This window comes from Nocardioides sp. NPDC047086 (assembly GCF_040643685.1).
GTDB lineage: Bacteria > Actinomycetota > Actinomycetes > Propionibacteriales > Nocardioidaceae > Nocardioides.
Window position 1 is genome coordinate 1 of the sequence record NZ_JBEYUV010000068.1, and the last position, 13,127, is coordinate 13,127.

At 69.9% G+C, this 13,127-nt stretch carries 17 protein-coding genes and 1 tRNA gene; 2 read left to right on the forward strand and 16 right to left on the reverse strand.

Annotated elements, in window-relative coordinates; translation table 11 throughout:
- Window positions 1–188: 188 nt before the first annotated feature.
- From ABZ796_RS26980 to ABZ796_RS27025, 10 genes are all read right to left on the reverse strand, one after another.
- Window positions 189–1,037: a Bax inhibitor-1/YccA family protein gene (locus tag ABZ796_RS26980; protein WP_357341204.1), complete on the reverse strand. Its 849-nt coding sequence runs from the start codon at window positions 1,035–1,037 to the stop codon at window positions 189–191.
- Window positions 1,038–1,163: 126 nt separating this feature from the next.
- Window positions 1,164–1,238, reverse strand: a tRNA-Leu gene (locus ABZ796_RS26985).
- An 18-nt stretch (window positions 1,239–1,256) separates the two neighbouring features.
- Window positions 1,257–1,811 carry a peptide deformylase gene (gene def / locus ABZ796_RS26990; RefSeq protein ID WP_357341205.1) on the reverse strand — a complete coding sequence of 185 codons (555 nt, stop codon included), beginning with the start codon at window positions 1,809–1,811 and terminating at the stop codon, window positions 1,257–1,259.
- A complete protein-coding gene (locus ABZ796_RS26995; protein WP_357341207.1) occupies window positions 1,808–2,326 on the reverse strand; it encodes an ACT domain-containing protein in 519 nt (172 codons plus the stop codon). Before ABZ796_RS26995 ends, def begins: the two co-directional genes overlap by 4 nt.
- Window positions 2,327–2,398: 72 nt before the next feature.
- The gene (locus tag ABZ796_RS27000; protein ID WP_357341209.1) at window positions 2,399–3,052 is read right to left on the reverse strand and encodes a hypothetical protein; all 654 of its coding nucleotides are present in this window, start codon (window positions 3,050–3,052) and stop codon (window positions 2,399–2,401) included.
- A gap of 99 nt (window positions 3,053–3,151) precedes the next feature.
- A complete protein-coding gene (locus ABZ796_RS27005; protein WP_357341210.1) occupies window positions 3,152–4,072 on the reverse strand; it encodes a Ppx/GppA phosphatase family protein in 921 nt (306 codons plus the stop codon).
- Between the two features lie 4 nt (window positions 4,073–4,076).
- Entirely contained in the window at window positions 4,077–4,586 is a 510-nt protein-coding gene (locus ABZ796_RS27010; protein WP_357341212.1) for a DUF501 domain-containing protein, read from the reverse strand.
- 4 nt (window positions 4,587–4,590) lie between these two features.
- Window positions 4,591–5,076, reverse strand: coding sequence for a septum formation initiator family protein (locus tag ABZ796_RS27015; RefSeq protein ID WP_357341214.1), 486 nt, complete (start codon window positions 5,074–5,076; stop codon window positions 4,591–4,593).
- A 232-nt stretch (window positions 5,077–5,308) separates the two neighbouring features.
- Window positions 5,309–6,586, reverse strand: a complete 1,278-nt coding sequence (gene eno / locus ABZ796_RS27020; RefSeq protein ID WP_091050554.1) for a phosphopyruvate hydratase — start codon at window positions 6,584–6,586, stop codon at window positions 5,309–5,311.
- A gap of 100 nt (window positions 6,587–6,686) precedes the next feature.
- The gene (locus tag ABZ796_RS27025; protein WP_196875275.1) at window positions 6,687–7,040 is read right to left on the reverse strand and encodes a helix-turn-helix domain-containing protein; all 354 of its coding nucleotides are present in this window, start codon (window positions 7,038–7,040) and stop codon (window positions 6,687–6,689) included.
- Window positions 7,041–7,133: 93 nt separating this feature from the next.
- Here ABZ796_RS27025 and ABZ796_RS27030 point away from each other — a divergent pair, with 93 nt between their 5' ends.
- Window positions 7,134–7,757: a malonic semialdehyde reductase gene (locus ABZ796_RS27030; protein ID WP_357341216.1), complete on the forward strand. Its 624-nt coding sequence runs from the start codon at window positions 7,134–7,136 to the stop codon at window positions 7,755–7,757.
- 135 nt (window positions 7,758–7,892) lie between these two features.
- Window positions 7,893–9,362: an MFS transporter gene (locus tag ABZ796_RS27035; RefSeq protein WP_357341217.1), complete on the forward strand. Its 1,470-nt coding sequence runs from the start codon at window positions 7,893–7,895 to the stop codon at window positions 9,360–9,362.
- A gap of 4 nt (window positions 9,363–9,366) precedes the next feature.
- On the opposite strand, the gene ABZ796_RS27040 is transcribed toward ABZ796_RS27035, so the two are convergent.
- The 6 genes from ABZ796_RS27040 to ABZ796_RS27065 form a co-directional block, all read right to left on the reverse strand.
- Complete coding sequence (locus ABZ796_RS27040; protein ID WP_357341219.1) at window positions 9,367–9,795, reverse strand: MazG nucleotide pyrophosphohydrolase domain-containing protein; 429 nt, start codon at window positions 9,793–9,795, stop codon at window positions 9,367–9,369.
- On the reverse strand, window positions 9,792–10,373 hold the full coding sequence (locus ABZ796_RS27045) for an NUDIX hydrolase family protein (RefSeq protein ID WP_357341221.1): 582 nt from the start codon (window positions 10,371–10,373) through the stop codon (window positions 9,792–9,794). Before ABZ796_RS27045 ends, ABZ796_RS27040 begins: the two co-directional genes overlap by 4 nt.
- 60 nt (window positions 10,374–10,433) lie before the next feature.
- Complete coding sequence (locus ABZ796_RS27050; protein ID WP_357341223.1) at window positions 10,434–10,826, reverse strand: nitroreductase/quinone reductase family protein; 393 nt, start codon at window positions 10,824–10,826, stop codon at window positions 10,434–10,436.
- 71 nt (window positions 10,827–10,897) lie between these two features.
- A complete protein-coding gene (locus tag ABZ796_RS27055) occupies window positions 10,898–11,938 on the reverse strand; it encodes an alpha/beta fold hydrolase (protein WP_357341224.1) in 1,041 nt (346 codons plus the stop codon).
- A 29-nt stretch (window positions 11,939–11,967) separates the two neighbouring features.
- A complete protein-coding gene (locus ABZ796_RS27060) occupies window positions 11,968–12,420 on the reverse strand; it encodes a hypothetical protein (RefSeq protein ID WP_357341225.1) in 453 nt (150 codons plus the stop codon).
- Window positions 12,380–12,997 carry a helix-turn-helix domain-containing protein gene (locus tag ABZ796_RS27065; protein ID WP_357341226.1) on the reverse strand — a complete coding sequence of 206 codons (618 nt, stop codon included), beginning with the start codon at window positions 12,995–12,997 and terminating at the stop codon, window positions 12,380–12,382. Before ABZ796_RS27065 ends, ABZ796_RS27060 begins: the two co-directional genes overlap by 41 nt.
- Window positions 12,998–13,127: the final 130 nt, after the last annotated feature.

Below are 13,127 nucleotides of genomic sequence, written 5' to 3' on the forward strand. Positions count from 1 at the left end.
ACCCCGCGCCCCGCCGGGCTCTTTTGTTCGTTGTGGGCCCCCCCACGCCTCCGCCTAGCGGCTCCGGCGGCTCGACCAGCGAAAACGAGGACCGCCCCGCGCCTTGTCGGCACGGGGCGGTTGTTGCTTGTCAGCGACCCGGGTCTCGACCCGCTTCGCGGGTTCGCAAGCTCACCCGCTGCGGGCGATCAGTCCTGCTGGAAGATCGCCAGGAGGCGGAGCAGGTTGGTGTAGATCCAGACGAGGCTGACGGTCAGGCCGAAGACGGCGCGCCACGACTCACGCTCAGGGAGCTGGGCGCGGACGCCCTGCTCGATCTGGTCGAAGTCGAGGATCAGCATGAACACACCGAGCGCGAGGCCGGCGATGGCGGTGATCATGCCGAGCGTGCCGAAGCCGAAGAGGCCGAAGCTGGCGCCGAACATGCCGAGCACGAGCTCCATCAGGCTCAGACCCACCATGCCGAACATCGCGGCGATCACGAAGGTGCGGAACTTGTTGCCGACCTTGATGTTGAAGAACTTGTACGCAGCCAGCGTGCCGGCGAACGCGGCGAAGGTGCCGATCACGGCCTGGACGACGATGCCGCCACCGAACAAGGCGTCGAAGGTCTTGCTCAGGGCGCCCAGGGCGATGCCCTCGGCGAGGGCGAAGGCGAGGACCAGCGCCGGGCTGACCACGCGCTTGAACGAGTTGACCAGGGACAGGATGAACGCCGCACCGGCGCCGAGGGTCGCGGCCAGGTAGAGCGGCGCGAGGTTGGCGTCGGAGGTGACATCGGGGGTCATGATCCACGTCGCGATGGCGGCGAGGAAGACCACGCCGAGCGTGATCGCACCCTTCTGCACCACCGAGTCGATCGTCATGGGGGCGCCCGTGGTCGGAGCCTGCGGGCCCCCGGTCGACCACTGGCTCGGGTCCTGCCCGTAGCCGGCGTACGAAGCGCCGTTGCCACCGTAGGTCGCGTTGCCGTAGGCGTTCTGCGACGGCTGCCCGAAGCCCTCTGCCCTACGGAACACCGGGTTGTTGCTCTGCATCTGGGGGTCACTCCTCGAAAGCGACTGGAAAGGTCCCGCCACGGTGGCGGCTCCTGTGGCCAGCGTACCGGCCCTGTGTCTCACTCAACGTCCGGGAGAACCCTGAGGTTCCGGGAACGCCAAGAGTGCCCCGGGTGGGACTCGAACCCACACTGAAGCGTTTTTAAGACGCCGTCCTCTGACCGATTGGGATACCGGGGCGCTCGGCCGACCTTAGCGTCACAAGTACGTCTGGCGCTGGTGCAGCGCGTGAGCCCCCGCGACGCGGTCGATGAAGAGCAGGCCGTTGGTGTGGTCGATCTCGTGCTGCAGGCAGCGCGCCTCGAAGGCGTCGGTGACGATCTCGACGGTCTCGCCGGTGACCGGGAGCTGGCCGCGTACCTTCAGCCTGGAGGCCCGCTTCACGTCGCCGGTCAGGTCGGGGACGGACATGCAGCCCTCGCGCGCCTTCTCGTTGCGGCTGGCCTCGACGACCTCGGCGTTGCACAGGACGTACGTCCCGTGGTGGGTCTTGGTCTTGACGTGGGTGGAGACGTCGACACAGAAGATCCGGGCCGAGACCCCGACCTGGTCGGCGGCCAGACCGACACAACCCGGCGAGACCCGCATCGTGGCGATCAGGTCGGCGGCGAGCTGGACGGTCTCGGGGGCGGCGGGGTCGACGTCCTTGCCGGGTACGGAGAGGACCTGGGCGGGGGCGCGTACGACCTCGAGGACCTTGCCCTCGACACCCAGCTCGGCCTCGGTCCAGGCGAGCACTCGTTCGTTGGTCACAGGTCGTCGGCCTCGATCGGCCGCAGGGTGGCGTCGACGCCGAGCTCCTGCGTGACCCGCTTGATCGACGCCTCGAGGACGGCGACATCGGCGTCCGCCGGCAGCTCGAGCTCGGCGACGACGACATAGAGGTCCCCGGAGAGACGGGTGGTCAGATCGGTGATGTTGCCGCCGACGGCGGCGATCTCGGCGGTCACCGTGGAGACGATGCCCGGGCGGTCACCGCCGTGGACGGAGAGCACGAAGAGCTGACCGGCTCCGGCCGGAGCCTGCTCCTCGGGGAGCTCATAGACGGTGACCGTCAGGGTGCCGTCGGCCGCGATCGGCTCGAGATCGGCGCGGATGGCCTCGGTGGTCGCCTCTCCTGCGCAGAGCAGCGTCATCGCGAAGTGACCGCGGAGCCGAGTCATCGTCGAGTCCTCGAGGTTGAGTCCGAGTCCGGCCAGGCGGGCGGTGGTGTCTGCGATGATCCCCGGGCGGTCGTGTCCCAGGACGGTGATGGCGTGGATGGTCACCGAACCATTGTCACCCGCGGCCCGCCGATGGCGGACCGCGGGTGACCCAGATGGACTTCTTCTAGCCGCAGCTCAGCCGCGGAACCACTTGTCCTTCTCCTCCTCGGGAGAATCGACCGGTTCGGGAGCGAACTCGGGCGTGCCCTCCGAGGTGGGCTTGACCGCCGTGTCGCCACCGCCCAGGTCGTCGTAGGACGTCTGGTCGGGGTCGGCCGGCGGGGGCGGCGGGACCTCGGCGGCGTACGGGTCGGCCGGGGCGATCGGGTCGGTGAGCGGGTCACCGGTGACTCCGGCCTGCGGAGCGGACGGCGTCGCCGGAGCCGGCGGGGCCGGCGGGTAGCCGCCGTACTCGCTGCTCGAGGACGAGTCAGTGGGCGATTCCGGGGCCTTCGGGGTGGACTCCGGGGTGGTGGAGCCGTTGCGGTGCAGCTTGTCGGAGGCGACACCGGCCGCGGCCGAGACCTTCTCCTTGGCCTGCTCCGCGTACGGACTGGCCTTCTCCTTCACCGTGGCGGCATAGGGACCGGCCTTGGCCTTGGCGGCCTCGGCATAGGGAGCAGCCTTCTCCTTGATGGGCGCCGCCTTCTCCGAGGCGGTCGCGAGGGCCGACTGGACGCGCGGGTCGTGGGTGACCTTGTTGGCGCCGGCCTTCAGCTGCTCAGACTTGTTCTTGACCAGCACGCCGACACCAACGGCGGCGATGGCAAGCAGGATGAGCTTTTTCACTTCTTGACCTTCCGAGAGACAGCTTTTGGTTCTGTTTGATGGGTACGCCGGTGAACCCAAACCTAGGCGTCAAACACAAGATCAAGTCCCCCGACATGCCTAGTCTCTAACGGACCAGGCAATTCCGTCGAGGATGTCGGACTCGGAGACGAGCAGAGACTCGGCCCGCGAGCGCTTCAGGATCCGGCTGAGGATCACCCCGCCGGCGGCGATCACGTCGGCCCGGCCGGGGTGCATCCAGGGAAGGGCCAGCCGCTCGTCGACGGTCATCGCCAGCAGGCGGTCGACGAGCCGGTGGACGTCGTCGGGGGCGACCTCGGCGTGGTCGGTGGCGGTGCGGTCGTACGCAGTCAGCTCGAGCAGCCCCATGGCCAACTGGATCATGGTGCCGCCGACGGCGACGACGGTGTTGGCGGTGGCCGGGTCGACGGGGCAGTCGTCGAGGTGGGCGTCGATGTCGCGTACGCAGGCCTCGATCTCCTCCCGCGTGGGCGGGTCGGAGCGCAGGTGACGCTCGTGGAGGCGCACCGACCCGATGTCCATGCTGTCCGCCGCGTCGACGCTCGGCGTCGGCCCGTCGCCGAGGATCAGCTCGGTGGACCCGCCGCCGATGTCGATCACCAGCACCGGCGGCTCCGGGGTGCCGCGCAGGTTGCGGACCGCGCCGCCGAAGGAGAGCGCCGCCTCCTCCGCCCCGGTGACGACCTCCGGTGTGACCCCCAGACGATCGCGTACGCCGTCGATGAAGGTCGCCGCGTTGGCGGCGTCCCTGGTGGCCGAGGTGGCCACGAAGCGCACCTTCTCGACACCGTGCTCGCGGATCAGCGCCGCGTACTCGTCGATGGCCACGAAGGCGCGCTGCAGAGCCTCTTCCGCGAACACACCGGTGCGGTCGATGTCCTGGCCGAGGCGGACCATGCGGGCCTCGCGTACGTCCTCGGTCAGGCCGTCGGCGGTGACCGTCGCGATCAGCAGCTTGATCGTGTTGGTCCCGCAGTCGATGGCAGCGACCTTGGTCACCGGGTCACTGCTCCTCGTCCTCGAGGTCGAGGTCCACGCACGGGCCGGACTTCCACCACTCGCCGAGGCGCTCGAGCACCTCGTCGCCGAGCGGGTTGACGCCGGGGCCCTGGGCGAGCGCCTGGCCGGCGAGAACGTGCAGGCACTTGACCCGGTTGGGCATCCCACCTGCGGAGATGCCGTGGATCTCGGGCGGGTCGCCGAGCTCGTAACGCGCCTCGAGATAGGCCTCGTGGGCCTTGGCGTACGCGGCGGCGAGCTCCTCGTCCTCCGCCAGCCGCGCCTCCATGTCCTTCATCACGTGGGTGCCCTCGAGGGTGCCGATCTTCGAGGCGGCACGCGGGCAGGTGAGGTAGAAGGTCGTCGGGAACGGCGTGCCGTTGGGCAGCCGCGGCTCGGTGGTCACCACATCGGGCAGCGAGCACGGGCAGCGGTGCCCGACCTCGTGGATCCCCCGTGGCTCGCGTCCCAGCTGTGCCGTGATCGCGGCCACGTCCTTGGGATCGATCGCCATGTCTTCAGTCCTTCTTCTGCTTGGGCGGGTCGATCTCCGACTCCGGCCCGTCTCCTGTCTGCTCCGGTGGGTCACCGGCCAGCAGCACGGAACCCCACGCATCGTCCCACCACGCCTTCGGCTGCTCCGCACTGCCCACCTTGCCGGGGTCGGTCAGCTCCGGCTCGGTCTGGATCCGCTCGCCGTTCTCGTCGAGGGCGACGTACGCCGTCTCCCCAGGCATCACGAACCCGAACCGCTCCCGGGCCTGCTGCTGGACGTAGGCGGGGTCCTCCCAGCGACGGGTCTGCTCCTCGAGCTGCTTGATGTGTTGCTTGCGCTCGGCGATCTCGGTCTGGAGGGCGTTGATGTCGTGGCGCTGCTCGAGGTAGGCGCGCAGCGAGGAGGCGTAGGAGATCACCATCACCGCGGCCACGACGATGATCATCATCGCCCGGCCGGTGAGCTTGGGCCGGCGCAGCCGCTTGCGCAGCGCGTCGATGCCGCTCATCGACCCCTGACGTACGGGGAGGGGAGCACGCGGCCGTCGCCCCGGCCCCTGCGGGCCGCGGGATCGTTGAATGCGCTTGCTCTGACCGGGTCCCTGCGTTGCCACGTCGCTCATCCTCCCATCCGAGTCCAGCGAGTCGGCGCATCCTGACGTCAAACCTCGCCGAGTCGGCGCGTCATGACGCGCCGACTCGGCAGGGAATCGTGTCAGGATGCGCCGACTCGGCGCTGGGTCAGGCCTGGTAGCGCGGGAAGGCGGAGGCGCCGGCGTAGCGGGCAGCCTCGCCGAGCTCGTCCTCGATGCGGAGGAGCTGGTTGTACTTCGCGACGCGCTCGGAGCGGGCCGGGGCGCCGGTCTTGATCTGGCCGGAGCCGACAGCGACGGCGAGGTCGGCGATGGTGGTGTCCTCGGTCTCGCCGGAGCGGTGGGACATCATCGTCTTGAAGCCGGCCCGGTGCGCCATGTCGACGGCGTCGAGGGTCTCGGTGAGCGTGCCGATCTGGTTGACCTTGACCAGCAGCGCGTTGCCCTGACCGCCCTCGATGCCTCGGGCGAGGCGCTCGACGTTGGTGACGAACAGGTCGTCGCCGACGAGCTGGGTCTTGTCACCGATGGCGTCCGTGATCGCCTTCCAGCCGTCCCAGTCCTCCTCGTCGAGGGGGTCCTCGATGGAGACGATCGGGTAGGCCGCGACGAGCTCCGCGTAGTAGGCGGTCATCTCCTCGGCGGTCTTCTTCGCACCCTCGAAGAGGTAGGCGCCATCCTCGTAGAACTCTGAGGCGGCCACGTCGAGCGCGAGCACGACGTCCTTGCCGAGCTCGTAACCGGCCTTGCCGATCGCCTCGGCGATCAGGTCGAGGGCGGCGCGGTTGGACTCGAGGTTGGGCGCGAAGCCACCCTCGTCACCGAGGCCGGTGGCCAGGCCCTTCTCCTTCAGCACGGACTTGAGCGCGTGGTAGACCTCGGCGCCGGTGCGCAGCGCCTCGGCGAAGGTCGGCGCGCCGATCGGCGCGATCATGAACTCCTGGATGTCCACGTTGGAGTCCGCGTGGGAGCCGCCGTTGAGGATGTTGAGCATCGGCACCGGGAGGACGTGGGCGTTGGGGCCACCGACGTAGCGGAACAGGGAGAGACCCGCCGAGTCGGCGGCGGCCTTCGCGACCGCGAGCGAGACCCCGAGGATCGCGTTGGCGCCGGCCTTGGCCTTGTTGGGGGTCGCGTCGGCCTCGATCATCGCCTGGTCGATGGCGCGCTGGTCGTCGGCGTCGAAGCCCTCGATCGCCGGCGCGAGGGTCTCCACGACGGCGGTGACGGCGTTCTGCACACCCTTGCCGCCGTAGCGCTCGCCGCCGTCGCGCAGCTCGACGGCCTCGAAGGCTCCGGTCGAGGCGCCACTGGGCACCTGGGCCCGGGCGAAGGTGCCGTCGTCGAGGACGACCTCAACTTCCACAGTCGGGTTGCCTCGCGAATCGAGGATCTCGCGGGCGCCTACGGCGTCGATCGATGCCACTGAACTACTCCTGGGTCTCAGGGACGGGGTGTCGTCCGTCAGCCTATTACTCGGCCGGATGGGCCTGGCGATTGGAACGTTAACCGGACAGTAGGGGTGGTCAGTCCTCGGAGCAGTCGCCGGCCGGCAGGTGCGTTCCGGCCCACTCGGTGAGCGCGCCGAGGGTCGGCGCGAGCGCGGCACCCGATCCGGTGAGCGCGTAGCGGACGGCCACCGGCGGGCCCGGGTCGACCTCGCGGGCGAGCAGGCCCAGGCCCGCCAGCTCGCTGAGCCGCTCGGAGAGCATCGAGTCGCTGATGCCCGCCACCGCCCGCTTGAGCTCCGCGAAGCCGAGCGGGCCCTGGGTCAGGCTGCCGAGGATCACGCCGTTCCAGCGCTTGCCGAGGAAGTCGAAGGCCCGCACGAGCGCGGCATTGCACACCTGCGGATCGTGTGCGGGCTTCGTCGCGGGCATGCCTCCCAGCGTACAGGAGTTGCCTGAATACTGAGGAACTACTATTTTCGAAGTAACCGGAATAATCCTAGTAACCACGGAGTTCAGAGCGACATGACCGAGACCACTGCCCTTGAGACCACCATCCTCGAGAAGCTGGACGACCGCGGCCGCCAGATCGTCTTCACCGGTGCCCGGACGTCCAACACCTTCGCCGAGACGCCCGTCACCGACGAAGAGCTCGCCGACGTCTGGGAGCTCACCCGCTGGACTCCGACGATGGCCAACACCCAGCCGCTGCGCGTCGTGTTCGTCCGCACGGGCGAGGGCAAGGAGCGCCTGCTCCCCCACATCGCCGAGGGCAACGTCGAGAAGACCAAGGCTGCTCCGGCGACCGCGATCGTCGCCTACGACAACAACTGGCACGAGGAGATCCCGAACGTCTTCCCGATCCGCCCGGAGATGAAGGACTACTTCGACGCCGACGAGGCCGCCCGGCACGGCGCCGGCGGCTGGTCCGCCGGCCTGCAGGCGGGTGCCTTCATCCTCGCCGTCCGCGCGGCCGGGCTCGCCGCCGGCCCGATCGCGGGCTACGACACCGCGGGCGTCGACAAGGAGTTCTTCCCCGAGGGCGACTGGACCACCAAGATGATCGTCAACATCGGCCACCCGGGCGAGAACCCGTGGTTCGACCGGCTCCCCCGCGTGGAGACCGAGGCCGCCGTGAAGTGGGCCTGACCCGCTGATCCGCTCCTACGAGGCGCTCGCTTGCCGTCACGGCAGGCGAGCACCTCTGCCTTCGTCGACCACGTGGCTGCGGTCACGGGTGAAATGGTTCAGAGAATACAGTTAGCCAAGCTAAACTTTGCGGCGATGCCAACGCCCCGCACCCGCCCCCGCCTGACCTTCGCCATCGTCGCCATCGGCGTCTGCTCCTACTCCTTGCTGCAGTCGGTCTCGGTGCCGACGATGCCGCTGATCCAGACCGAGCTGGAGACCGACCAGGCGACAGCGTCCTGGATCCTGACCGCGTTCCTGCTCTCGGCCTCGGTCGCGACGCCGATCATCGGCAGGATGGGCGACTCCTTCGGCAAGCGCCGGATGTACGTGTGGAGCCTGGCCGCCCTCACCGCCGGCGCCCTCCTCGCCGCGGCGGCCCCCAGCATCGAGGTCATGATCGGCGCCCGGGTCCTGCAGGGGCTCGGTGGCGGCACCCTGCCGCTGGCCTTCGCGATCCTGCGTGACGAGCTGCCCAAGGAACGCGTCGCGGGCGCGATCGCGGTGACCTCGTCCCTCCTCTCGATGGGCTTCGCGGCCGGGATCGTACTGGCAGGTCCCGTCGCCGCGACGCTCGGCTTCCGCGCGCTCTTCCTGCTGCCTGCGCTCGTCGCGGCCGGAGCCGCGATCGCGGCGCTGCGGATGGTGCCCGAATCCCCGGTGCGCACCGGTGAGCCGGTCCCGATGCTCCCCGCCGTACTCCTCGCCGGCTGGCTGGTGGCGCTGCTCCTCGGTGTCAGCCGGGCACCGTCGTGGGGCTGGACCTCGCCGGCCACCATCGGGCTGCTGGGGGCTGCCGTCGTCCTCCTGGCCATCTGGATCCGGGTCGAGTGGACCGTACGACAGCCACTGGTCGACCTGCGTCTGATGGGACGGCGCGGCGTATGGACCGCCAACCTGGTCGCCCTGCTGATCGGCATCGCGATGTACGCCTCCTTCGGCTTCATCCCGCAGCTGACCCAGACCCCGCCGTCGGCCGGCTACGGGTTCGGCGCGTCGGTCACCGTCGCCGGCTACCTGATGCTCCCGACAGCCATCACCTCGTTCCTGTGCGGACTGGTCAGCGCCCGGCTCGCCGAGCTCATCGGGATGCGCCGCATCCTGGTCATCGGCGGGCTGCTCACCGCGGTCTCCCTGGCGATGGTCGCCTTCGTCCACGACGAGCCGTGGCAGATGTGCGTCGCCGCTGGGCTCTCCGGCTTCGGTACGGGCCTGGTCTTCGCCAACCTCGCCAACGCGGTCGTGGCCGCGGTGCCGCCCGAGCACACCGGCGTGGCCACCGGGATGAACGCCAACATCCGCACCGTCGGCGGCACCATCGGATCCGCGATCATGACCTCCGTGGTCACCGCCCACACCCTGCCGTCGGGCTACCCGACCGAGCAGGGGTACATCAACGGCTTCGGCTTCCTCACCCTCGTCGCCCTGGGCGCCGCCCTCGCGGCCATGCTCATCCCCCTGGCTCCGCGAAAGGTCACCCCCGTCGGCCGAGAAGTCACGTACGTCGGCCGAGGCGTCGCTGCCGTCGGCCGAGACGGCACCGAGGTGACGTGTCGGCCGACGTAGGCGCCTACTCGGCGGGGTGGGCGCGCTCGGCGGCCTTGGCGGCCGACCAGAGCTTCTCTACCTCGTCGAGGGTGTAGCGGCGGCCGGAGGCGGCCTCGGGGCCGAAGACATGCGGGTTGCGGCGCTTCATCTTGGCGGTGAGGCCGGCGATGACGTCGTCCATGGTGAACTCGCCGGCCTCCTCCGCGATGGCGGCATGGAAGTAGACCTGGAGCAGCAGGTCGCCGAGCTCCTCCTTGAGGTGCTCGGGGTCGGCCTCGTCGATGGCCTCGAGCACCTCGTCGGACTCCTCGCGCAGATACTTCGCCAACGACGCGTGGGTCTGCGACGACTTCCACACGCACCGCTCACGCATCAGCCGCATCAGGTCGAGGAACTCGATGAGCCCCTCCCCCGAGGCGTACGTCCTGCCCTCGTCGTCGGCTGGGCTCAATCCAACGCCCCGAACGCGCTCAGGCACTGCCGCAGCAGCGCGCCGCGGCCGCCCTCCATGTCGCCGACGACGGCGTCGGAGGCGGCCTCGGCCGGCGTCATCCAGGACAGCTCGAGGGCGTCCTGGCGCGGCTCGCACTCGCCGGTCACGGGAACGACGTAGACCAGCGAGACCGCGTGCTGGCGCGGGTCCTGGTAGCGCTCGCCGGGCCACGGGAAGTATTCGGCGACGGTCACCGGCACCGTGGTCAGCGGCAGGGTCGGAAAGGCGACCGGGCCGAGGTCCTTCTCCAGGTTGCGCATCAGCGCATCCCGGATCCGCTCGCCGTGCAGCACCCGGCCCGAGACCAGCGACCGGGTGATCGTCCCGGTCGTGGGCGACCCACGCAGCAATAGTCCGACCTCGGTGACCCGGCCGTCGGGATCGACACGTACCGGGACCGCCTCCACGTAGAGGATGGGCACGCGCCCGCGGGTCTCGCCCAGCTCCTCCTCGGAGAGCCATCCGGGCTCGGTGTCCCACTCGTTGCCGAAGGGCTCCTCAGGGAAGGACTGCTCGCCGAAAGCCTCCATCGTCATGCGTCGATCCTGCCAGACACAGGCGTACGTCACGGAGCGACGGCGCCGCAGAGTGGACTCTCAGCGACGCAGGAGGAGGAAACTGTCGGCCTTGAACGCCTTCTCGACCATCCACCAGGAGAAGCCGTCGTAGTAGGGGCGCGCCTCGTCGCGGTCCATGATCCGGGGTTGGGTGGCGGCATGGTCGCGGCCCTTCCAGGTGATCGTGCACTCGCCGGCCGCCAGCACGTTGCGGACCCAGTTGGTGCCGGCACCCCACGGGAGAGTGATCACGAACTCGTCCTCGGTGTGCAGCAGCGCGACCGGGAGGCTCAGCTCGCGCCCGGTCTTGCGGCCGCGGTGGTGCACCACGGCCCAGAGCGGGAACAGGCGGCGCCCGGCCAGGGTCCGCATCATCGGGGCGGTGGCCTTCGCCATCCGCCAGGAGTCGTTGCTCGGGGTGATCGTCGTCATGGCTCCACTGTCCCGGGATCCACAGGGTCACCGCTTCCCGGAAGATGCGCAGCGGAACTGACGGGTTCCCGTCAGGCCGCCCCGTTGCGGATGGCCCAGGCGGTGGCCTCGGCCCGGCTGCGTACGCCGAGCTTGCGATAGAGATTGGCGGCGTGCCGCTCGACGGTGTGCTCGGTGATGCCGAGGTCGCGGGCGATCGAGGCGTTCGTACGTCCCGTGGCGATCAGCCGCAGCACCTCGTGCTCGCGCGTGGTCAGTGCCGCCGCCGGCCCCGGGGTGGGCGCGGCCCCGCGGTGCACCTCGCCGGTCAGGAACCAGCGGCTGGCCATGGTGAGGTCGCGGGCGCCGCCCTCGACGAACAGCGTCGGCGTACTGCCCTCGAGCTCGACCAGCGTCCCGTTGCGGACGCCGTCGGCGAGGCGGCGCGAGACCTCGACCGGGATCTGGCTCGCCGCCTGCCGGTGCAGCACGAGCGTGGGTGCGACGACCTGGTCGAGCAGCTCGCTGACGTCCAGCCGGGCGGCCTCCGCGAACCAGTCGCGGGCGACCGCAGGCGTCGCGGCGGTGCGGAACGCCTCGGCGACGCGGCCGGCGTTCTCGCCCGACCCCCACCCCAGCCACGCGGTCGCGGCCGCATCGGCGAAGAGATCCCAGTCCTGCTCGACCAGCGACAGCAGCGCCTGCGTCTGGGCCGGGCTCATCGCCTCGCGCATCCGCGCCGCTCCGCCGAACAGGAGCATCCGGTCGACACGTTGCGGGTTGGCGGCTGCGTACGCCACTGCCGCCGCGACCGCGTGGTAGTAGCCGAGCAGGTTGACCCGGTCGGCACCGACCGCCTCGATGACCGCCTCCAGGTCGCGCAGGTGCGCGTCGAGGCCGAGGTCGCCGGCCCGACGGTCCGAGGAGCCGGTGCCGCGGCCGTCGTAGAGCACGAGGGTGAGGTCCTGGCTCAGCCGCTCATAGGCCAGCCTCAGCGCGGGGACCCGCCACTGCGCCCGGATGTTGCTGAGCGAGGGCATCCAGATCGTCACCGGCCCGCTCCCGACGACCTGATACGCGATCGCGATGTCGTCGCTGGTCTGCGCGTACCGCACCTCTGGCTCGCCGCTCACGCGGCCATTCTTGCGGGCCGGTCCAGCCCTTATGGCGCGAGCCGCTCCAGGGCGGCTCCGTAGAGGGTGCGCGCAGCCTTGGCGGCGGCGTCGGCGGCAGCGATCGTGACCGGCTTGCCGAGGTAGTTGTTGGCGTTGCGGTCCAGGCGCATCACGTCGTAGTGCGCGGCCGCGTCGCGCGCCGGCGGGGTGTCGAAGACGGCGGCCAGGAACCTGCCGACCTTCACATGACCACCGGCTCCGTACGTCGTCTTATAGCCGTAGCCGGCGAGCACGGCCTCCCCGACATCGTGGGCGGCCTTGTAGGCGAGGTTGTAGCGGTTCTCGGTCCGGGTGACGTTGGGTACGTCGGCGAGGGCCGACTCCGCGCCGGCGAGGAAGGCCCGGGCCTTCTTCTCGTCGGGCCGCACCGCGCGCAGGGCGCCGGAGCGTACGAGTGCGTCAACTGCCTTCTGCTGCGCCGGCGTCAGCGGCAGGGCCATCCGGTCCTCCTCCATAGATCTCGATCACCGGGTTGGCCCGGACCTCCTCGAGGAACCCGGTCTGCTCCTCGGCCTCCTCGGGACTCATGATCGTCGGGTTCACGATCCGCCCGACGCTGTCGGAGACCTCCCGGCAGACCCGGTAGACCGCCGATGCGTCAGGCGTGCCGATCACCATCAGGTCGATGTCGTTCGGCGGCGGCCCCGGCTCGCCCTTCGCACGGGCGGCGAACGAGCCGAAGAGGAAGGCACACTCGATGCCGTCGATGTCCTCGAGCGCCTCCCGGAGCAGCACCACCGGCCCGGTCACCGTCAGCAGGATCTCCCGCGTCGGTGCCAGCAGCGGGCTCTGTTCGTTGCCCTTCACCAGCCGGGTCCGACCCACACGGCGGTCGACGAGCAGCCCCGCGTCGAGCAGCCGCGCCACCTCGCGGTGGACCGTCGGATACGGAAGCCCGGCCCGCTCGGCGAGGTCGGTCATGCTCATCTCCTCGGCCGGAAGCAGCAGCTCCGAGAGCAGCAGCGCCTGCGCCTCCGACCGGAACAGAGGCGCGAGCACCGGAGCCTGGGTTCTCACAAAATGGATAATAACCTCCATTTTGTGGATATGAAACCACCGAGCCTCGCCGAGTCGGCTCGAACTGACCGAAAACCGCGCCGAGTCGGCTCGTCATGACGAGCCGACTCGGCGACGCAAGGGGGCAGAA